We start from the raw sequence: 20,040 nt of genomic DNA, 5'->3' as shown, positions 1-20,040 counted from the left end.
TGGACGCTGGCGGTTAAAACAGCGAAAAAGGCGGCTTTAGAATAACCTGATAGTGTTTCGTTATTTGCCAGGTCATACCGCCTGTGCTGTTATTACTGTCTTATATAATAAAACTGTCAGGGTTATAACCATGTCTACAGGGAAAACACTGCTCGCCCTTGCGCTGAGCGCGCTGTTACCAGCCGGTGCCGCATGGGCGGCAAACAACGACACGCTTATTTACTGTTCAGAAGCGTCCCCCGAGTCCTTCAACCCACAAATTGCCAGCTCAGGCCCGTCTTTTGTGGCCAGCTCCCAGGTGCTGTATAACCGTCTGATCAATTTCGACCCGGTGAAAAACACCCCGGTGCCGTCGCTGGCGGAATCCTGGACGATTTCACCGGACGGCAAGACCTATACCTTTACCCTGCGTAAAGGAGTGAAGTTCAACAGCAACAAATACTTCAAACCGACGCGCGACTTTAATGCTGATGACGTCATTTTCTCGGTCATGCGTCAGAAAGACCCTAAACACCCGTACCACAACGTGTCGCAGGGCAACTACGAATACTTTAACGATGTGGGTCTCGATAAGCTGATCCAGGACGTTAAAAAGGTCGATGATTACCACGTTCAGTTCACCCTGAGCGAGCCCAACGCCGCGTTCCTGGCCGACTGGGGGATGGATTTCGCCTCGATTCTCTCCGCTGAATACGCCGACGCGATGCTGAAAAAAGGCACGCCTGAGAACGTGGACACCTGGCCGATTGGTACCGGGCCTTACGTGCTGCAGCAGTACAAAGTGGATTCGCTGATCCGCTACGTCGCGAACCCGAACTACTGGGAAGGTGAAGTGCCGACGAAGCATCTCATCTTCTCCATTACGCCAAACGTGGAAACCCGCCTGGCGAAGCTGCAGACCAACGAGTGCCAGATCATTCCTGCGCCGTCCCCGGTTCAGTTTGACGCCATCAAGAACAACAAAGACCTGACGCTGCACTCGGTCGATGCGCTGAACGTCGGTTATCTGGCGTTTAACACCGAGAAAAAGCCGTTTGATAACGTGCTGGTGCGTCAGGCGCTTAACTACGCGACCGACAAGAAGGCCATCGTTAATGCGGTCTTTATGGGATCGGGCACGGTGGCAAAATCGCCGATCCCGCCAAATATGCTGGGCTTCAATAAAGACCTGAAGGACTACAGCTACGATCCTGAAAAAGCGAAAGCCCTGCTGAAGCAGGCGGGTCTGGAGAAGGGAGCGGAAGTCACGCTGTGGTCAATGCCGGTTCAGCGTCCGTATAACCCGAACTCGCGTCGTATTGCGGAGATGATCCAGAGCGACTGGGCCAAAGTTGGCGTGAAGGCCAAAATTGTCTCCTACGAGTGGGGCGAATATCTCTCCGGAATGCGTAAAGGCGAACATGACTCCGCGCTGTTTGGCTGGATGTCCGACAACGGCGACCCGGACAACTTTGCCGACGTGCTGCTCGGCTGCAACAGCATTAAAACCGGCTCAAACGCCGCGCGCTGGTGCGATAAGGGGTATGATGCCCTGGTACAAAAAGCGAAGCTGACCAGCAGCCCGGCTGAGCGCGCGAAGCTCTATAGCCAGGCGCAGGAGATCTTCTACCAGCAGGCACCGTGGATCGCGCTGGCCAACGGGAAAACGTTCTACGCGACCCGCAGCAACGTGACCGGGTACAGCGTAAGCCTGATGGGCAGCGATTTCTCGAAAGCGAAGCTGAACTGATCGTGTGCCCGGTGGCGCTGCGCTTACCGGGCCTACGGTTCCCCCTGTAGGCCGGGTAAGGCGTAGCCGCCACCCGGCAATTCACAAGGAGTGACAATGTCACATTTAAACGAAGTTATCGCCCGCGTCGATGCCGCCATCGAAGAGAGCGTCATCACCCACATGAACGAACTGCTGATTGAATTAAGCGATGATGCAGAGCTGAGCCGTGAAGATCGCTACACCCAGCAGCAGCGTCTGCGCACCGCGATTTCGCATCACGGTAAGCAGCATAAAGAAGAGATGGACGCGCGTGAGGAACAGCTGACGAAAGGCGGCACCATACTTTAACGATCAAAACTGGCGTCGCGCCACCAGCCAGGCCCCCACGACCAGCATCACCGCGCCGCACACCGGGCCAATCAGGGCGCGAAGCGGAATACCATGGCTCCTCAGCACGTCCAGCACCAGCCCGCCTATCAGCTGGCTTGCGACCAGCACGGCGATGGTCGTCGCCGCGCCAACGTTCTGATAACCGCTGATGCTGGCAAACACGAAAAACGACCCCAGCAGCCCCGGGATAAGCGTCCACCAGCGCACCGTTGCGGCCAGCTCGCTGAATCCCGCGACGCCCTGTTTCAGCAGCAGAATGCTGACAAACAGCACAATGCCGACCAGCGAATTCAGCAGCATCGCGATGAGAATGGTGGAAGAGGACTGGGTGATACGCACCATCAGGGTGTTTTGCACCATCAGACCGATGCCCGCCGCCACCAGAAACGCCAGCGTCAGTGACTGATTCATGGGATAGCGTCCGGATCGCTGCGCTCGTCCAGCTGCAGCTGCATAAAGGTTAAGTCCAGCCAGCGGCCAAACTTGGTTCCCACCTGCGGCATTTGTCCGGTCGTCACAAAGCCGAGCGTCTCATGGAGATGAATCGAGGCATGGTTTTGCGCTTCAATGCCGGCCACCATCACGTGTTTACCGATGGCGCGGGCCTCGTTAATCAGCGCCTTCATCAGCGTGCGGCCAATCCCTTTGCCCTGATGGGCCGGATGGACATAGACCGAGTGCTCAACCGTATGGCGAAAACCGTCGAAGGCGCGCCAGTCGCCGAAAGAGGCGTAACCGGTGATGACACCGTCTTCTTCGCTCACCAGAACCGGATAACCCGCCAGCGTGCGCGCCTCAAACCACGCGATTCGGTTATCGGTATCGACGGTTTTATCGTTCCAGATCGCGGCAGTATGCAGCACCGCGTGGTTGTAAATCTCGCCTATCGCAGCGCAGTCTTCTTTGCAGGCATGACGAACGATCATGATGAAGCCTCTGTGTGTTGTTCACTATAGTATTACGTTATCGCTACGATATTACACAACTGTATCCCCCGATCGCTACGGCATAAGCCATATTTTTTTGTTATCAAAAGCCCATTGAATTGCCGTTCATACACTATAGTATGACGTCATGAACACCATAACAGACACGATGAATCAACGGATTAGCGCAAGAATTCGCCTTGAACGCGAGTCTCGCGGATGGTCCCTCACCGAGCTTGCTGACCGGGCAGGGGTCTCGCGCGCGATGATCCACAAGATAGAACGCGGAGACAGTAGCCCGACGGCCACCTTGCTTGCCCGCCTGTCTGGCGCGTTTGGCATCAGCATGTCAACGCTGATTGCCCGGGCCGAAATGCAGGAGGGCAAGCTGCTGCGCCTGGCAAACCAGCCCGTCTGGCGCGATCCGCAGACGCACTACCTCCGCCGCCATGTTTCTCCCCGTACCGATCTGCCCATCGACCTGGTTCAGGTGGAACTGCCTGCGGGCAGCGATGTTCCTATGCCTGCCTCTTCTTACGCGCTGGCGCGTCAGCTTATCTGGCTGCAGTCCGGTGAGCTGGTGTTCCAGGAGGGCGATACGCGCCACGAGATGCACGCCGGAGACTGTCTCGAGCTGGGGCCGCCGAATGACTGCCGGTTCATCAACGAGACGAATGAAACCTGCATCTATCTGGTTGTACGCCTCAACCAGTCTGGCTCGTAATGCTAATGCGATAACGCTGAACGTGAGCCAGGCTGTAATGACATTTGTACCAGAAGGAGATCCTGATGAATCACTCTGTTTCGCATAACCGCCGCTGGGTGCTGGCCTCTCGTCCACAGGGCGCACCGGTCGCGGAAAATTTTCGTCTGGAAACGCAGCCTGTTCCGGAACCGGGTGCGGGGCAGCTTCTGCTTCGTACCGTCTGGCTGTCGCTGGATCCTTATATGCGGGGTCGCATGAGCGACGCGCCATCCTATTCACCGCCGGTTGAGATCGGTGCGGTGATGGTGGGGGGAACGGTCAGCCGCGTTGAGCAGTCAAACCATCCCGACTTCAAAGCCGGTGAATGGGTACTGGGCTACAGCGGCTGGCAGGAGTATGAACTCTCGGACGGCAGCGGCCTGGTGAAGCTGGGTGAAAATCCGTCTCATCCTTCCTGGGCGCTGGGCGTACTGGGTATGCCGGGCTTTACCGCCTATATGGGGCTGCTGGATATCGGGCAACCGAAAGCGGGTGAAACGCTGGTGGTGGCTGCGGCGACCGGCCCGGTTGGCGCGACAGTAGGGCAGATCGGCAAAATCAAAGGTTGCCGGGTGGTCGGCGTGGCTGGTGGCCCAGAGAAATGCCGCCATGCCGTTGAGGTTCTCGGCTTTGACCTGTGTCTGGATCACCATGCGGCGGATTTTGCCGACCAGCTGAAACACGCCTGTCCGAACGGTATTGATGTCTATTATGAAAACGTCGGCGGGAAAGTGTTTGATGCCGTGCTGCCCCTGCTGAACACCTCCGCGCGCGTGCCGGTGTGTGGCCTGGTGAGCGGCTATAACGCGACGGGCCTGCCTGACGGGCCGGACCGCCTGCCGCTCCTGATGGCGACCCTTCTCAAGAAACGCATTCGTATGCAGGGCTTTATTATCGGCCAGGATTATGGACACCGCATTCATGAGTTCCAGGAAGAGATGGGGCGCTGGGTGCAAGAGGGGAAAATCCACTATCGCGAACAGGTGACGGACGGGCTGGAAAACGCCCCCGAGGCGCTGATTGGCCTGCTGGAAGGACGAAACTTCGGCAAAGTCGTGATTCGCGTCGCGAGTGACAATAAATAAAGCGCACAATGGCGGGGTTTCCCGCCATATTTATTTGTGAAGATACGATATATTGTCTTTAATTACTGGACAGGGTTTTTCGCGCCATCATCCCGGATGAGGCCGAAAACGATAAAAAAATGATGTTTGCTTTTTTTGGCTGTTTTACGTACTTCCCACCACCAGGCATGACGATACAGGATATATCGTACCGGCGCCGTTTTATTAAAACTGGCGTTTAAAAATAGCATTAAGTTTTAGCTACAGGAATTCCACATGCTTGATTTGGATCACTTAGAAAAAGCCCAAAGGGTTAGCCTTACCATGCAGGTTGAACACAGTTTGAAAGGGGCGTTAATTACAGGCTCCCTCAAACCAGGAGCACGACTGATTACGAAAGAGATTGCTGATAAATTAGGCACCAGTATTACGCCGGTCCGCGAAGCGCTGCTACGTCTGGTCTCCTCAGGCGCGCTTCACGCCACGCCAGCGCAGGCATTTCTGGTCCCTGAGGTGACGCTGGAGCGTTATAACGAGATTAACGCCATCAGAAAACAGCTTGAGCCGATGGCGGTTGCTGCTGCATGCCAGAATATGTCAGACGGCAAGCTGGAGGCGTTGCGCAAAATGTCAGAGGCCTTCCATGAGGCTATGCGCAATGGAAACGTTCAGCAGGCATTGCATGCAAATCGCATCTTCCGGTTTACGCTTTATCAATATGCGGAAATGCCTACGCTTAATGCCTTAATTGAACAGTTATGGGTGCGCATCGGACCCTGTATGAACTACCTGCATCAGGAACTTAACGACATCAAAACGTCAACGTATCACTATGATGAGCTTCTTTCAGCCCTTGAGCGGAGAGATGTGGATGCCAGCCAGAAGGCAATTGATAAGTTGATTGATGAAGCGGATTTTCTTTTACAGCGACAATATTTTAACTGAGAGATTATTTAACAGAGCGACTATATACTGCGCCTAATTATTTATCTGGTGAATAACTCCTGATGGCAATAAGCCATCAGGAGGGTTATTTCATTAATAAAATAAACTTTTCTTTTTCTTACTCGAAGCGATAAGAGACCGACAGCCCGACGCCATAGTTACGGCCTGGTGCAGGTTCGTAATAACGGCCGTTGGACTCGTTGACAATAACCGAGCCCGCGTACTCTTTATCGAACAGGTTATCGACGCGGCCAAAGACATCCATTCCCCAGTTGCCGTAGTTAAACTTATACCCGGTATTCAACCCGACTACCGTGTACGACGGCGCTTTCGCGGTGTTTTCGTCGTCGGCCATGATGTCGCTCATGTAACGCACGTCCGTGCCCGCGTACCAGCCTTCCTCCGGCTGCCAGCCAAACGAGGCAAAGCCCATGTTGCGCGCAATCCCCGGCATGCGGTTACCGTTACAGTCTGCGTCACTGCAGACGTTAGTCCGGTAGGTGGCATCCAGGTACGTCCACGCCATCTTCAGCTTCCAGTTCTCAGCGAACTGCTGATCCAGAGAAACTTCAACACCCTGACGGCGTGTTTTCCCGGCATTTTTATAGGTTGTGCGGCCGCCGGAACTGGAGTCCACCACGATCTCATCATCCGTATCGGTGCGGAACAACGCCGCCGTCAGCAGGCCGTTGCCGATGCGGGTTTTGCTGCCCACTTCATAGGTGTTGTTCGTGGATGGCTTCAGGCCAATATTCAGACCGCCCTGATTATCGGCACGGTAGGAGAGTTCGTTGATGGTTGGCGTTTCAAATCCACGCCCTGCGGCAGCGTAGAGGTTCCACCCGTCAGTCACCGCATACTTAACGGCGCCCGCCGGGAGCCACTTGTGATAGCTCGCGTCACCGCTGTCGTCGCCGTTGCCCGGCGTAACGTAATGGTCGTTGGAATCAAACCAGACCGAACTGTAGCGGACACCCGCATCGACAGAGAGTTTCTGCGTCAGCTGCCAGCTGCTCTGCAAATAAGGATCGACGTTCCACATCAGGTTACGTTCGTCACGACGTTTATCGCCTTTGACGCCGTAGTCCGGCACGCCGTTGCTCATCACAAAGTTCTCGTAGCCGCGACGATCTTCACTCAGGTTTTCGTAGTTCAGACCGGTGGTAAAGGTCACCGGAACCAGCAGCTCGCCGCGGTGCGTCCAGCGGGTATCCACGCCCTGATAGTGGCGCTGCATATCAATCACCCCGCCGGAGTGAGTGGCTTTTAGCTGCGGCTGATACGGAATCGACTGGTACTGCGTCATTTCACGCTCGCCGGCGTACATCATTACGCTGAGGTCGTCCTGAGCGCTGAGCTGGCGATCGTAGCGCAGGCCGGCCTGGGTCTGTTTGATGGTCTTACGGGTGTTGTACTGATCGCCACGCGGAGACTGACGCGGATTATTCTGCCACTCCTGATAGCTCAGACCGCCCGGATCGTTGGCCTTCATGTCTACGCTGTTGAAGATTAGCGTCAGCTTGCTGACGTCATCAATACGCACGCCCAGCCTGGCGTTGACCAGATTCTTCCGCGCGCCGCTGTGGTCGCGATAGCCCTGGGTGGTGAAACGGGTGGTGGAAACGGTGTAGTCCACATCGCCTGCGTGGGTGCCGTCGCCCATCGCACCGGTGGCCTTCATGCCGTAGCGCCAGGTACCGTAACTGCCGTAATAGCTGCTGGCTTCAATGGTTGGCGGCTGCTGCCCGGTCTGGGTGTTGATGTTAATCACGCCGCCAGAGGCGTTGCCGTACAGGGCAGAGAAGGGGCCGCGCAGCACTTCAACGCTTTCCACGCTGGAGAGATCGATGTTGGAGGTCTGGCCCTGTCCGTCCGGCATGGTGGCAGGGATACCGTCGACGTACATACGGATACCGCGCACGCCAAACGTTGAGCGGGCGCCAAACCCACGCATCGAAAGCTGGAGATCCTGTGCATAGTTCTGGCGGTTCTGAATTTGCAGTCCCGGGACGCTGCCAAGTGATTCAGACAGGTTGATGCGAGGCGCGGCGTGGCGCATGTCATCGCCATTGACGACGCTGACCGCGGCCGGGGTATCCAGCTCCGATACGGTTTGCGGCGTGGCGCTGACGATCATGGTCTGTTCCTCCGCGCTCATAGCGGTAAGCGGCGCGAAAGTAACGGGAACCAGCAGCAGCGGGAGAGAGGCCTTACGGGCAGAAATGATTTTCATGAATAAAACCGGTTGTGGTGTATAAACGAACCAAATGGAACATGTCCATACATGTTAAAGGTTTTGTAAATGTTTTGAAAACTATAACCGCACATTGCGTTAATGAAAGGTGGTGTGGGAAAGAAAAACTCCACATTCAGTTGATTAATGATTACTATTCTCATTATCAAAAGGCGATGCCATGACGTTGCCTGCAGGAAGTGATGTCAGCCCAAACCCCTCTTTTCAGAAAAGGAATTGTTATGTCTTTACGTCATCTGTGCTCGCCGCGTCTGAGCCTGTCACTGCTGTCTGCCACTTTACTGCTCGCCGGGACGTTCCAGGCGCATGCCGCCGAAGAGATGCTGCGTAAAGCGGTGGGCAAAGGGGCGTATGAAATGGCCGTGAGCCAGCAGGAGAATGCGCTGTGGGTGGCGACCTCGCAAAGCCGCAAAACCGATAAGGGCGGGGTTGTTTACCGTCTTGATCCGGTCACGCTGGACGTGACGCAGGCGATCCATAGCGATCTGAAACCCTTTGGTGCCACTCTTGACAGCGCGACGCAAACCCTGTGGTTTGGCAACACCATCAACGGCGCGGTAACCGCGATTGATGCAAAAACGGGCGACGTAAAAGGGCGTCTGGTGCTGGACGGGCGTCAACGCAGCGAAACCGTCAAACCGCTGCAGCCGCGCCAGCTGGTGGCGGATGACGCGAGCAACACGATTTACATCACCGGTGTCGGCAAAGAGAGCGTGATTTGGGTCGTGGATGGCGCAACGCTGAAGCTGAAAGAGACCATTGCCAATACTGGCACCTACAGCACCGGTCTGGCGCTGGATGCGCAGGCGAAACGTCTCTATACCACGAATGCGGACGGTGAACTGGTGACGATTGATACGGCCAGCAACAAAATTATCGGCCGTAAAAAAGTGCAGGACGACGGGAAAGAGCACTTCTATCTGAACCTGAGCCTCGACGCTGCCGGTCAGCGTGCGTTCCTGACTGATTCAAAACAGCCGGAAGTGCTGGTAGTGAGCCTGAAAGACGGCAGCGTGATCGAGAAAATCGCCGCGCCGGAATCCCTGGCGGTCCTGTTTAACCCGGCCCGCAACGAAGCCTACGTGACCCACCGTGAAGCCGGCAAGGTGAGCGTGATTGATGCGAAAACGTATAAGGTGACTAAAACGTTCGACACGCCGGTCTACCCGAACAGCCTGGCGCTTTCTGCCGATGGTAAAACGCTGTATGTGACGGTGAAACAGAAGTCGACTCGCCAGCAGGAAGCCACTCAGCCTGACGATGTCATTCGTATCGCGCTGTAAGATAAAAAAAGGGAAGGCATTTGCCTTCCCTTTTTAATGCTTTCTGGATGCTTAACGCGAGGTTTCTTCTACCAGCGGCGCGTCGTGTTTTTCATCGTCGTGATGAACCGGCGCGGTGCTGTGGATCTCGTGAACGCGCTTACGCACGCCGAACCAGCCGGCAATCAGCAGTACCGCCAGCAGCGGAATCGTCGCGATGGTGTAGGTACCGTTCGGATAGTCGAACGCCATCAGCACCAGCACGCTGAACAGGAAGAGCAGGGTGAGCCAGGAGGTCACCGGTGCGCCCGGCATCTTGAAGCTCACATCAGCCGCTTTGCCTTCTTTAATCGCCTTGCGCAGACGCATCTGGCAGACCACGATAAAGCCCCAGGAAGCGATAATCCCCAGTGCAGCCACGTTCAGAACGATCTCAAATACGCGGGACGGCACCAGATAGTTCAGGAACACGCCAAAGACGTAAACCACCAGCGTGGCCAGAATCCCTGCATAGGGAACCTGCTGCTTGCTCATCTTCGACATGAACTTCGGCGCGGAACCGCCCATCGACATGGAGCGCAGGATACGACCGGTAGAGTAAAGGCCGGAGTTCAGGCTGGAGAGCGCCGCCGTCAGGACCACGATGTTCATGATGCTGCCCACGTAAGGCACGCCCAGCTTAGAGAAGAAGGTCACGAACGGACTCTGGCCCGCCTGATAGGCAGTCCATGGCAGCAGCAGAACCAGCAGCACCACGGAACCGACGTAGAACAGACCGATACGCCAGATCACGCTGTTGATGGCTTTTGGCACCATCGTCTGCGGATCTTTACATTCACCTGCCGCGGTGCCAACCAGTTCGATAGAGGCGAAGGCGAACACGACGCCCTGAACCAGTACCAGCGCAGGCAGCAGACCGTGCGGGAAGAATCCGCCGTTATCGGTTATCAGGTGGAAGCCGGTGGCATTGCCATCCAGCGGCTTACCGCTGCCGAGGAAGACGGTACCCACGACCAGGAACACCACGATGGCCAGCACTTTTACCAGCGCAAACCAGAACTCCATCTCCGCGAACCACTTCACGCCGATCATGTTCATGGTGCCGACAATCGCCAGCGCACCAAGCGCAAACACCCACTGCGGCACATCACCAAACGCGCCCCAGTAGTGCATATACAGCGCAACGGCGGTGATATCGACAATACCCGTCATCGCCCAGTTGACGAAGTACATCCAGCCCGCAACGTAAGCCGCTTTTTCACCGAGGAATTCACGGGCGTAAGAGACGAAGCTTCCGCTGGAAGGGCGATGCAGTACCAGTTCGCCCAGCGCGCGGAGAATGAAGAAAGAGAAGATCCCGCACACCAGATAGACCAGGGCGAGAGCCGGGCCAGCCATCTGCAGGCGTGCACCAGCACCTAAAAACAGACCCGTTCCGATAGCGCCGCCGATGGCGATCATTTGAACCTGACGGTTGCCCATCGCTTTGTGGTAGCCCTCTTCGTGAGAGTTCAACCAGCGACGTTTAGCAGCATGATGATCGGCTGCGCTTTTATTGCTTGTTTTCATTGAGTTACCTGTTTGCCTGTCTGAACCATTATCGTGATAGTCCTGCCTGGCAGAAAGCAATACAAACGATTGCTTCTGCGCAAACACATGTCGCCTTCCCAGTCATTCTGCGTATGGATAAGGCGAAACATGGCGAGGCATCCTACCTGCAATTCATAAGCGACGCAAAATATAACCGTGCCGAAAGTGATGCACGTCGAAGGAAATCGTGTGGTCAGAGCAGACGGGGATCACAACACGCTGAATCGTGATGAGTTTTTAGTCAAAACAATGGCGAGGTTGATTATTTAATCATCAGATTCTCTTAATTATTACCAGATGGTATAAATTTTTGCTGCTGCAGGGCATCGAGAAGTGACCTGAACGCGGTTGTGTGCTGCCGACGGCTCGGATAATAGAGGTGATATCCTTCAAACGTGGGGCACCACGATTCAAGGACCCTGACCAGCCGTCCCTGATTCAGAGCGTCCAGAACCGAGGACTCGGGCACGTAGGCTAATCCGAGACCATTCTCCGCGGCGTCGATGCGCTGCGACAGGTTATTCAGCGTAAGCTGTCCGTCAACCCGCACGCGAAGCTCGCGCCCGTCACGCTCAAATTCCCAGTCATACAATCCCCCTCGGGTGGGCAGGCGGAGATTGATACAGCGGTGTTCACCCAACTGCTCCGGCACGAGCGGCACGCCAAAACGAGCCAGGTAATCCGGGGAGCCGACGACCGCCATGCGCATGTCCGGCGCAATCCGCACCGCAATCATGTCTTTTGCCACCTGTTCACCCAGGCGAACCCCTGCGTCGAAGCGGCCATCTACGATATCTGTCAGGCCATTGTCGACCATCACTTCGACGTTAATGTCAGGATATTGCAGCATAAAAGCCTTCAGGACCGGCCAGAGCACGGCATCCATCGCGTGCTCGCCGGCGACGATGCGGATAGCGCCTGCGGGTTTGTCGCGGGTGCTGCGAAGCGCCGTGAGTTCCTGTTCGATCTCCAGCAGATGCGGGCTGAGGCGCGAAAAAAGCTGCTCACCCGCGGGTGTCGGAACCACGCTGCGGGTTGTGCGGGTTAACAGGCGAACGTCTAATCGCGCCTCAAGCTTGCGCATCGCATGGCTCAGTGCCGATTGCGAGACGCCCAGCTGCGCCGCTGCGCGCGTAAAGCTACGCTCGCGGGCCACCACCATAAAGGAGAGCAGATCGTTGAAATTATCTTTTAGCATCGCGGTTCTATTTATGAGTTTCAGTCATGTGTCCTATCTGATTATGCACCCTAATGCTGCCGAGTGCTTTGCGCTACTGTTAACGCAACAGTCAACGAGGAGCAAAAGATGAAAATTATCCGCAGCGGTTCAATACCGTCAGTACGAGGACCGGAAGCCTGGTTTACCGGGACTGTTCGGATTGACGCACCCTTTCAGGCGACCGAACCTGCCAGCGTCGGCGGGGCAACCGTAACCTTTGAGCCGGGCGCGCGCACGGCCTGGCATACGCATCCCCTGGGACAAACGCTGATTGTGACGCAGGGGCGCGGCTGGTTACAGGAGTGGGGCAAAGAGGCGGAAATCCTGAATCAGGGCGATATCGCCTGGATCCCACCCGGCGTGAAGCACTGGCACGGCGCAAATGCGCAAACGGCGATGACGCATCTTGCCATCGCCGAAGCGGTAAACGGCAGCCCGGTAACATGGCTGGAAAAAGTGACTGACGAGCAGTACCCGAACGGCTAACCGCCAAAAACGGTAATCGCCTGCTGCAGGCGCGTCGTCCGCTGCGTCAGGTGATTCGCGGCGTGAGTAACGTTATCCACCATCCCCGTATTGCTCTGGGTCATTGCGCCGATACGGGAGAGGGAGGCGTTGATCAGCGTCAGCGCCTGGGTTTGTTCCTGCGTGGCGTGGCCGATCTCCTTAATCAAGGTGGAAACCTGCAGAACATGGTCGATCATGACCGTCAGCTGTGATTCGGTTTGTACCACCTTCTCCACGCCAGCGTTGACGCTGGCAACGTTTTTCTCGATCAGCGCTTTGATCTCTTTCGCCGCCGTCGCGGAGTGCTGCGCAAGATTGCGCACCTCAGCCGCCACCACGGCAAAGCCGCGCCCGGCTTCACCCGCGCGCGCCGCTTCCACGGCGGCATTCAGCGCAAGAATATTGGTCTGGAAGGCAATGCGATCGATAACGCTGATAATATCGACGATCTGGCCGTTATCCTGCGACACGGACTGCATCATACCGATGGTCTCTTTCATCATCGCTTCACCGCAGTGGGCGCTGTCGCTGGTGCGATCCGCCATCTGGATCGCTTCATTCGCGGTTTCTGCCGTCTGCTTCACCGCGCTGGCGATCTCTTCCACCGCAGATGCGGTTTGCTGCAGAAAGTCTGCGGTTTCTTCAGAGCGCGTTTGCAGCGCCGCACCTTCTTTCGCGACCTGCTGGCTGATGGTGCCAATCCCGCTGATTTGCGCCCCGACATCGTCAACCAGCGAATTCAGGTTCAAACCTGATTGATTCACCAGGCGCATCATCAGCCCGATGTCATCGATCCTGTCAAAATGGTAATAGTCCGTTTTACGTCCTGAAACCACGCGCTGCATCTGTTGAACAATAGATTTTACCGGCCGTGCGATCTGCGCGTGAAGATAACAGGCAAGGGCAGAAAAGAGCAGCGCCAGACTCCCCGACTGCACAAGTTTATCAGGGAAGAAATACACCGCCAGGCAGGAGAGTAACGCTGTCGTTGCAATACCAAGATGGATTCGTTTACAGGTGCTGAGACATTTAAAAAGCGACATAAAGGAAAATAAACCGCGTCGAACTAACAGTCCTTTATAAAAACGGTAATGTTTTAATTCGTTATTACGCACTTTTGCATACAGTTTTTCACTGGCTGCGATCTCTTCCCGTGCGGGGATATTTCGCACTGAAATATAGCCCGTCAGAGATCCACCCTGCCAGACCGGCGTCACGTTGGCCCGCACCCAGTAGTGATCGCCATTATGACGACGGTTCTTCACCAGCCCTGTCCAGGTCTCGCCCTGCTGCAGGGTAAACCACATGTCGCCAAACGCTTCGGCAGGCATGTCGGGATGGCGGATGAGGTTATGCGGCTCACCCAGAAGATGTTCTTCTTTATATCCGCTGGCTTCAATAAAAGCGGAATTAGCATAGGTAATATGACTTTTTGTATCGGTGGTCGACATTAACGTCGAACCATCGTTAAGCAAATACTCGTTTTGTGTAACGGGAGTGTTACGCCTCATGAGTAACTCCATGATGTTGTGCAAGAATAAAAAACGTCCGGAAAGCACTCCGGCAAGATTAATGAGATTATTTTTATAACTGTCTGCTGCTTATTCTCTCTGAAATTTTGGCTGTCTGAAATACTCGCTACATATTATTTTTAAACGGTTAACGCTATCGAATGTAATAAAAATGAAAACATTTTCAGGGGCGTTTTTGGGAGGCACTGTAAATAAATGACATAAGCCAAACTGTAAGAGGGAGATCGCTTCCCGGGAAAAATTGTCATGCTGAAATAGCGTTTCGTTAACAGGATGAAAACGCTATGATTGGTCACATTTTCGTAAATACAGGGAGGCTGAGGTGAAAATTAACGTCATAGGAACCAGCGGAAGTGGAAAAAGCACGCTGGCGAAGCAGATTGCGACCGAACTGGCTATTCCCTGTATCGAGATGGACAGACTCTACTGGCAGGCTGACTGGCAGGGCACGCCGGACGACGAGTTTCAGGCAAAGCTGGAGCAGGCGCTACAGGCGTCGCCAGACTGGGTGCTGGACGGTAACTACAACCGCACGCGGCCTGTGAAATGGCGCGATGTAGACGTTGTGGTGTGGGTGGATTATGGGTTTATCCGCACCCTCTGGCAGGCCGTCACCCGAGCAATAAAGCGGGCCTGGCATAAGCACGAGCTCTGGCCGGGAACGGGAAATAAAGAGAGTTTCCGGCGCGCGTTCTTCAGCAGAGAATCGATTATCATCTGGACGATGAAAACCTGGCGTAACAACCGCACGCGCTATGAAGCCGATCTGCAAAACCCGCAATATAGCCATATTCGCTTCGTCCGCATTACCCGTCGGGAGCAGGTGGAAACGCTGATTGCCTCCTTAAAGTCTTATCCTTAGCATGGTTTTATATATCTGTTTTCCGGCAAACTAAATGTAAATTAATTGTTTCTCAGTGGTGAAATGCGCCTTTAATAATGACGACATGTTAAGTCAAACGAGAACGCAACATGTCATGGCGAATCAGCATTCTGGATAAAAGCCCCATCGCTGAAAACGAAACGGCTGCCGATGCACTGGCGCGTACCCTGGCGCTGGCGCAGCAGGCAGAAAATCTGGGCTATCACCGCTTCTGGATTGCCGAACACCACAACACCCCACAGCTTGCCAGCCCTTCCCCGGAGCTGCTGATTGCCTGGATCCTCGGGCAAACCACGCGCATTCGCGTCGGGTCCGGCGGCGTAATGCTTCAGCACTACAGCCCCTATAAAGTCGCCGAGAACTTCAACGTGCTGGCCGCGCTGGCGCCTGGCCGCGTGGATCTCGGCGTCGGGAAGGCCCCCGGCGGACTACCGCTCTCAACCCGCGCGCTGCAGCAGGGCCTGAATCAACAGGAAAAGGGCAGTTTTGCCGAACAGCTGGCCCAGCTCGACCGCTGGATCCGTCCTGAGCATCACTCTATTGAAGAAGCCGTCCGCGCCACGCCGCTGCCGCCGCTGCCTGCTGAAGGTTTCCTGCTGGGCGCGAGTACCGAAAGCGCGCTGCTGGCCGCCAGGCTCGACTGGCACTTTGTGTTTGCCGCACACCTGAACGGTGACCCGGATCTGCTGCGCGAGGTGGTATCGACCTGGCGTGAGAACAGCGCGCGGGACGTGATAGTGGCAGTACAGGCGATTGTCGCGCCGACGCAGGCCGAGGCAGACGCGCTGGCGCAGAAGGTCGAGGTGTGGGGCGTTGAGCTGGCAAACGGGCAGCGCGTCACCGTGGCCAGCGAAGAGCAGGCCTACGCCTTTGCACGCCAGGCGGGCAGCGAGCCGGTGCGCATTGCACGTCGGGCGCAGTCGCTGCTGGCGGGTACCGCTGAGTCGGTAGTGGAACAGCTCAACGCGCTGCATCAGCAGTGGGGCATTGACGAATTTATCATCGACACGCCGGTAGCGGAGGGAGCAACGCGCGTCGCGTCGCTGCGCCTGCTCGCCGAGGCGCGTCTTAACAGGGAGGTCACCGTATGAGCTTTGGCGAACAGCTGATTGCCTGGCGTCGCGAACTGCACCAGAACCCGGAGCTCTCCGGCCAGGAAGTGGAGACCACGACGCGCCTGCGCCAGTGGCTGACGAATGCCGGGATTACCCCGCAGCCTTACGACCTGTCTACCGGGCTGGTGGCGGAAATCGGCTCGGGCAGCAAACTGATTGCGCTGCGGGCGGATATTGATGCCCTGCCGATTGAAGAGCGCAGCGGCGTGCCGTTTAGCTCGCAGCGTGCAGGCGTAATGCATGCCTGCGGACACGATATCCACACCAGCGTCATCCTCGGCGCCGCGTTAAAGCTGAAAGAGCGAGAGGCCTCGCTTAACGGCCGGGTGCGGATCCTGTTTCAGCCTGCCGAAGAGAACTTCGGCGGTGCGAAGAGCATGGTGCGCGCCGGTGCCTTACGCGATGTCAGCGCGATTTTCGGTATGCACAACGAGCCCGGCCTGCCGGTCGGTGAGTTCGCTACCCGAGGCGGTCCGTTCTATGCCAACGTCGACCGCTTTGTGATCCGCATTACCGGTAAGGGCGCGCACGCCGCACGTCCGCATGAAGGCAACGACGCCATTGTGCTGGCGAGCCAACTGGTGACGGCGCTGCAAAGCGTCGCCAGCCGCAACGTCAATACGCTGGATTCGGTGGTGCTGAGCGTGACGCGCATTGCGGGCGGTAACACCTGGAACGTGCTGCCGGAAAGCGTCGAGCTGGAAGGCACGCTGCGTACCCATCGCACGGAAGTGCAGCAGAATGTGAAATCCCGCGTGGGCGAAATCGCTGCCGGTTTTGCCAGCGCCTTCAGCGCGCAGATTGATATCACCTGGTATGCCGGGCCCACCGCGCTGGTGAATGACGAACGCTGGGCCGATTTCGCCACCTCGGTCGCCCGGGACGCCGGATACGAAACCCGGCACGCCGAGCTGCATATGGGCGGGGAAGATTTTGCGGTCTATCTGCAGCAGATCCCGGGGGCGTTTGTCAGCATCGGCAGCAACAGCCCGTACGGTTTACATCATCCGGCATTTAATCCGGATGAAGCCTTAATTGAGCCCGCTGCCCGCTATTTTGCACAGCTTGCGGAAAAAGCCCTGCAACACGTTTAATTCTTAAGAGGTGAATATGTCTGCACATCGTCAACTGCGGCTGGGGACCATTTTGCATGGTGCATCCGGAAATATGTCCGCCTGGCGTCACCCTGAGGCCGTCGCCGATGCCAGTATCAATTTTGATTTCGTCAAATCGACGGCGTTAAAGGCGGAGGAGGGCAAACTCGATTTTTTATTCGTTGCCGACGGTCTCTACATAAACGAGAAATCCATCCCGCATTTTTTAAATCGCTTTGAACCGCTGACGGTGTTATCTGCTCTCGCCAGCATCACCTCGCGCCTGGGGCTGGTGGGAACCTTATCCACCTCCTACAGCGAACCCTTCACCACGGCGCGCCAGTTCGCCAGCCTCGACCACCTCAGCAACGGACGCGCGGGCTGGAACGTGGTGACCTCGCCGCTGGAAGGGTCGGCGAAGAACTTTTCCCGCGAAAAACACCCCGAGCATGCGCTGCGCTACCGGATCGCGGATGAGTATCTCGACGTGGTGAAAGGGCTGTGGGATTCCTGGGAGGGTGATGCGTTCGTACGTAATAAAGAGAGCGGGCAATTCTTTGACGCGTCAAAGCTTCACACCCTGGATCACCACGGTGACTTCTTCCAGGTCGCCGGTCCGCTGAATATTGGCCGCACGCCGCAGGGTCGCCCGATTGTCTTTCAGGCCGGGGCGTCGGACGACGGGAAAAAGCTGGCGGCGAAACATGCCGACGCCATTTTCACCCACCACGAGACGCTCGATGAGGCAAAAGCCTTTTACCGCGACGTAAAACAGCAGCTGGAAACAAACGGTCGCCGCGCGTCGGATCTCCATATTTTCCAGGGCGTCAGCGTGATTGTGGGTAGCGATGCCGAAGACGTGGAAAACCAGTACCAGACCACGGCGGCGCTGGTGTCGATTAACGATGCCCTCAATTACCTCGGGCGTTATTTTGAACATCACGATTTCAGCCAGTATCCGCTCGACGAGCCGTTCCCGGATATCGGCGATTTAGGCAAAAACAGCTTCCGCAGTACCACCGATGAAATTAAGCGTAACGCCCGCGAGCGCAGCTTAACCCTGCGTCAGGTAGCCCTTGAAGCTGCATCACCGCGCCCGCGCTTTTCCGGCACGCCGGAGGAGGTGGCAGACGGTCTTCAGGCCTGGTTTGAAGGCTATGCCGCTGACGGCTTCATCATTCAGGGCGGTACGCCGGATACCTTCCCGCGCTTTGTTGACCAGGTGGTGCCCATTCTTCAGGCCCGCGGCCTGTTCCGTACCGACTATCCGGGCACCACGCTGCGTGAAAGCCTTGGCTTAGACCAACCGAAAAACCAGTACACACAACAATAAAAGAGAACCCCGCTATGCAGAAATCATCGCTTATTCTGGCGCTCGCGCTGGCCTTTACCCCTGCCGTCTGGGCAGAGAACGTCAATATTAACGGCACCGGCGTGAGCATCGAGGCCAATAAAACCCCGATTAACACCGCGAAAAATAGCGAGGCGGTAGCGCAGCTGCCGAAAGACTATCGCTTTGCCGTGCCCGGGAAATTTACCGTTGCGGTGGCGGGACTCAACCAGCCGCCGCTGACGGTCTTCTCCGACGACAACAAAACGCTGCTGGGAAGCGAAGTTGACGTCGCGCGTCTGGTCGCCGACAGCCTCGGGCTGGAGCTCAACGTGGTGCCCACCTCCTGGGAGGACTGGCCGCTGGGCGTGGCGTCCGGGAAATACGATGCCGCCATCAGCAACATCACCGTCACTAAAGAGCGCAAACAGAAGTTTGATTTTGCTACCTATCGTAAGGATTCCCTCGGCTTTTACGTGAAATCCACCAGCCCGATTACGTCGCTGCAGAAGGCGGAAGACATCGCCGGGCTGAAGATTATCGTCGGCTCCGGCACCAACCAGGAGGCCATCCTGCTGGCATGGAATGCCGAAAACCTGAAGAAGGGGCTGAAGCCCTTTACCCCGATCTACACCAAAGACGATGCGGCCCAAACCCTGGCACTGCAGTCCGGCCGCGCGGATGCCTACTTTGGCCCGAACGTGATTGGCGCATGGAAAGCGGCGCTGAACGGGAAAACCAAACTGGTGGGCAGCGTCGACGGCGGCTGGCCGAAGGCGGCACACATCGCGGTGACGCTGAAAAAAGGCAGCGGACTGGTTGAGCCGGTGCAAACCGCGCTGAACGGCGTCATCAAAAACGGCGATTACGACAAAGTGCTCAACCGCTGGGGGGAAGGGGTTGAGCGCATTCCTCAGTCCGAAGTGAACCCGGCTGGCCTGGGCGATTAAGGAGGCGTGATGAGCGAACGATTTCGTGATGTATCACCGGAAGATGCTGAACTTCAGCCCATTATCGAGGGGTTGTTTGGTGAATATGCCGCCCGCTACGGGGACTACTTCTCAAAAGACGCGGAAGTGGAGCTCACCGAGTGGTATTTAGCGCCGCAGGGGCTGTTTATCGTCCTGGAGCGCGACGGGAAGATTATCGCTACCGGCGCATACAAACCGTTCGACGAACGCACCGCGGAAATCAAACGCATCTGGACGGACAAAACCCTGCGTCAGCAGGGGCTTGCCGGGCGCGTGGTGCAGGAGCTGGAGCGCAGGGCGGTGCTGGCAGGGTACAGTCAGATCTACCTGACTACCGGCTTTCGTCAGCCGGAGGCGGTCAGGCTCTATCTTAGCCAGGGCTATCAGCCGCAGTTCGATCTGAACCGCGATCCGGAAGAGTACAGCCAGCCGCCGTTTGACGGTCGGCTGCGATTCACCAAAACGCTGGTACGTGAAGCGTTCAGTAAAACCGCATGAGGAA

General features: G+C 56.4%; 17 protein-coding genes and 1 pseudogene. 12 read left to right on the top strand and 6 right to left on the bottom strand.

The features are described 5' to 3' along the window. Positions 1 to 130 precede the first annotated feature (130 nt). Together AC0TN7_RS07810 and AC0TN7_RS07805 are read left to right on the top strand one after the other, a co-directional pair. Positions 131 to 1,729 (top strand): ABC transporter substrate-binding protein, encoded by a 1,599-nt coding sequence (locus AC0TN7_RS07810; protein ID WP_024907249.1) that lies wholly within the window; start codon positions 131 to 133, stop codon positions 1,727 to 1,729. A 96-nt stretch (positions 1,730 to 1,825) separates the two neighbouring features. Next, positions 1,826 to 2,059: a YdcY family protein gene (locus AC0TN7_RS07805; RefSeq protein ID WP_008501298.1), complete on the top strand. Its 234-nt coding sequence runs from the start codon at positions 1,826 to 1,828 to the stop codon at positions 2,057 to 2,059. Between the two features lie 3 nt (positions 2,060 to 2,062). On the opposite strand, the gene AC0TN7_RS07800 is transcribed toward AC0TN7_RS07805, so the two are convergent. After that, positions 2,063 to 2,512 (bottom strand): DMT family transporter, encoded by a 450-nt coding sequence (locus AC0TN7_RS07800; RefSeq protein WP_463726753.1) that lies wholly within the window; start codon positions 2,510 to 2,512, stop codon positions 2,063 to 2,065. Then, positions 2,509 to 3,027, bottom strand: coding sequence for a GNAT family N-acetyltransferase (locus AC0TN7_RS07795; RefSeq protein ID WP_032647470.1), 519 nt, complete (start codon positions 3,025 to 3,027; stop codon positions 2,509 to 2,511). Before AC0TN7_RS07795 ends, AC0TN7_RS07800 begins: the two co-directional genes overlap by 4 nt. 148 nt (positions 3,028 to 3,175) lie before the next feature. Here AC0TN7_RS07795 and AC0TN7_RS07790 point away from each other — a divergent pair, with 148 nt between their 5' ends. The 3 genes from AC0TN7_RS07790 (at position 3,176) to AC0TN7_RS07780 (ending at position 5,781) form a co-directional block, all read left to right on the top strand. Further along, complete coding sequence (locus tag AC0TN7_RS07790; protein WP_148768594.1) at positions 3,176 to 3,751, top strand: helix-turn-helix domain-containing protein; 576 nt, start codon at positions 3,176 to 3,178, stop codon at positions 3,749 to 3,751. A gap of 65 nt (positions 3,752 to 3,816) precedes the next feature. Then, complete coding sequence (locus AC0TN7_RS07785; protein ID WP_463726752.1) at positions 3,817 to 4,857, top strand: NADP-dependent oxidoreductase; 1,041 nt, start codon at positions 3,817 to 3,819, stop codon at positions 4,855 to 4,857. A 255-nt stretch (positions 4,858 to 5,112) separates the two neighbouring features. Next, positions 5,113 to 5,781 carry a GntR family transcriptional regulator gene (locus tag AC0TN7_RS07780; protein WP_024909654.1) on the top strand — a complete coding sequence of 223 codons (669 nt, stop codon included), beginning with the start codon at positions 5,113 to 5,115 and terminating at the stop codon, positions 5,779 to 5,781. Positions 5,782 to 5,899: 118 nt separating this feature from the next. Here AC0TN7_RS07780 and pqqU read toward each other — a convergent pair whose 3' ends face one another. Further along, positions 5,900 to 8,014: a TonB-dependent receptor PqqU gene (gene pqqU, locus AC0TN7_RS07775; RefSeq protein WP_463726751.1), complete on the bottom strand. Its 2,115-nt coding sequence runs from the start codon at positions 8,012 to 8,014 to the stop codon at positions 5,900 to 5,902. Positions 8,015 to 8,256: 242 nt separating this feature from the next. Between pqqU and yncE the strand changes: the two genes are divergently transcribed. Next, positions 8,257 to 9,318: a 7-bladed beta-propeller protein YncE gene (gene yncE / locus AC0TN7_RS07770; protein ID WP_463726750.1), complete on the top strand. Its 1,062-nt coding sequence runs from the start codon at positions 8,257 to 8,259 to the stop codon at positions 9,316 to 9,318. A gap of 51 nt (positions 9,319 to 9,369) precedes the next feature. On the opposite strand, the gene ansP is transcribed toward yncE, so the two are convergent. Both ansP and AC0TN7_RS07760 read right to left on the bottom strand, forming a co-directional pair. Continuing rightward, positions 9,370 to 10,866: an L-asparagine permease gene (gene ansP, locus AC0TN7_RS07765; protein ID WP_024909651.1), complete on the bottom strand. Its 1,497-nt coding sequence runs from the start codon at positions 10,864 to 10,866 to the stop codon at positions 9,370 to 9,372. Between the two features lie 304 nt (positions 10,867 to 11,170). Further along, positions 11,171 to 12,085, bottom strand: coding sequence for a LysR family transcriptional regulator (locus AC0TN7_RS07760; RefSeq protein ID WP_463726749.1), 915 nt, complete (start codon positions 12,083 to 12,085; stop codon positions 11,171 to 11,173). A 108-nt stretch (positions 12,086 to 12,193) separates the two neighbouring features. Between AC0TN7_RS07760 and AC0TN7_RS07755 the strand changes: the two genes are divergently transcribed. Further along, positions 12,194 to 12,592, top strand: coding sequence for a (R)-mandelonitrile lyase (locus tag AC0TN7_RS07755; RefSeq protein ID WP_024909649.1), 399 nt, complete (start codon positions 12,194 to 12,196; stop codon positions 12,590 to 12,592). Here the strand turns inward: AC0TN7_RS07755 and AC0TN7_RS07750 are convergent. Further along, the gene (locus AC0TN7_RS07750; protein ID WP_473702002.1) at positions 12,589 to 14,124 is read right to left on the bottom strand and encodes a methyl-accepting chemotaxis protein; all 1,536 of its coding nucleotides are present in this window, start codon (positions 14,122 to 14,124) and stop codon (positions 12,589 to 12,591) included. The genes AC0TN7_RS07755 and AC0TN7_RS07750 overlap by 4 nt on opposite strands. A 343-nt stretch (positions 14,125 to 14,467) precedes the next feature. Between AC0TN7_RS07750 and AC0TN7_RS07745 the strand changes: the two genes are divergently transcribed. From AC0TN7_RS07745 to AC0TN7_RS07725, 5 genes and pseudogenes are all read left to right on the top strand, one after another. Further along, positions 14,468 to 15,007: an AAA family ATPase gene (locus AC0TN7_RS07745; protein WP_148769484.1), complete on the top strand. Its 540-nt coding sequence runs from the start codon at positions 14,468 to 14,470 to the stop codon at positions 15,005 to 15,007. Between the two features lie 110 nt (positions 15,008 to 15,117). After that, positions 15,118 to 16,119 carry an LLM class flavin-dependent oxidoreductase gene (locus tag AC0TN7_RS07740; protein WP_024909646.1) on the top strand — a complete coding sequence of 334 codons (1,002 nt, stop codon included), beginning with the start codon at positions 15,118 to 15,120 and terminating at the stop codon, positions 16,117 to 16,119. Beyond that, on the top strand, positions 16,116 to 17,237 hold the full coding sequence (locus tag AC0TN7_RS07735; RefSeq protein WP_148769482.1) for a M20 peptidase aminoacylase family protein: 1,122 nt from the start codon (positions 16,116 to 16,118) through the stop codon (positions 17,235 to 17,237). Before AC0TN7_RS07740 ends, AC0TN7_RS07735 begins: the two co-directional genes overlap by 4 nt. Before the next feature lie 16 nt (positions 17,238 to 17,253). Then, positions 17,254 to 19,517, top strand: a pseudogene (locus AC0TN7_RS07730) (NtaA/DmoA family FMN-dependent monooxygenase). 9 nt (positions 19,518 to 19,526) lie between these two features. Next, positions 19,527 to 20,036 (top strand): GNAT family N-acetyltransferase, encoded by a 510-nt coding sequence (locus AC0TN7_RS07725; RefSeq protein WP_008501765.1) that lies wholly within the window; start codon positions 19,527 to 19,529, stop codon positions 20,034 to 20,036. Positions 20,037 to 20,040 lie beyond the last annotated feature (4 nt).

This window comes from Enterobacter sp. PL_is511 (genome assembly GCF_055816065.1).
The sequence above is the reverse complement of the archived record's forward strand: the minus strand, read 5'-3'. Positions and strand labels throughout refer to the sequence as shown.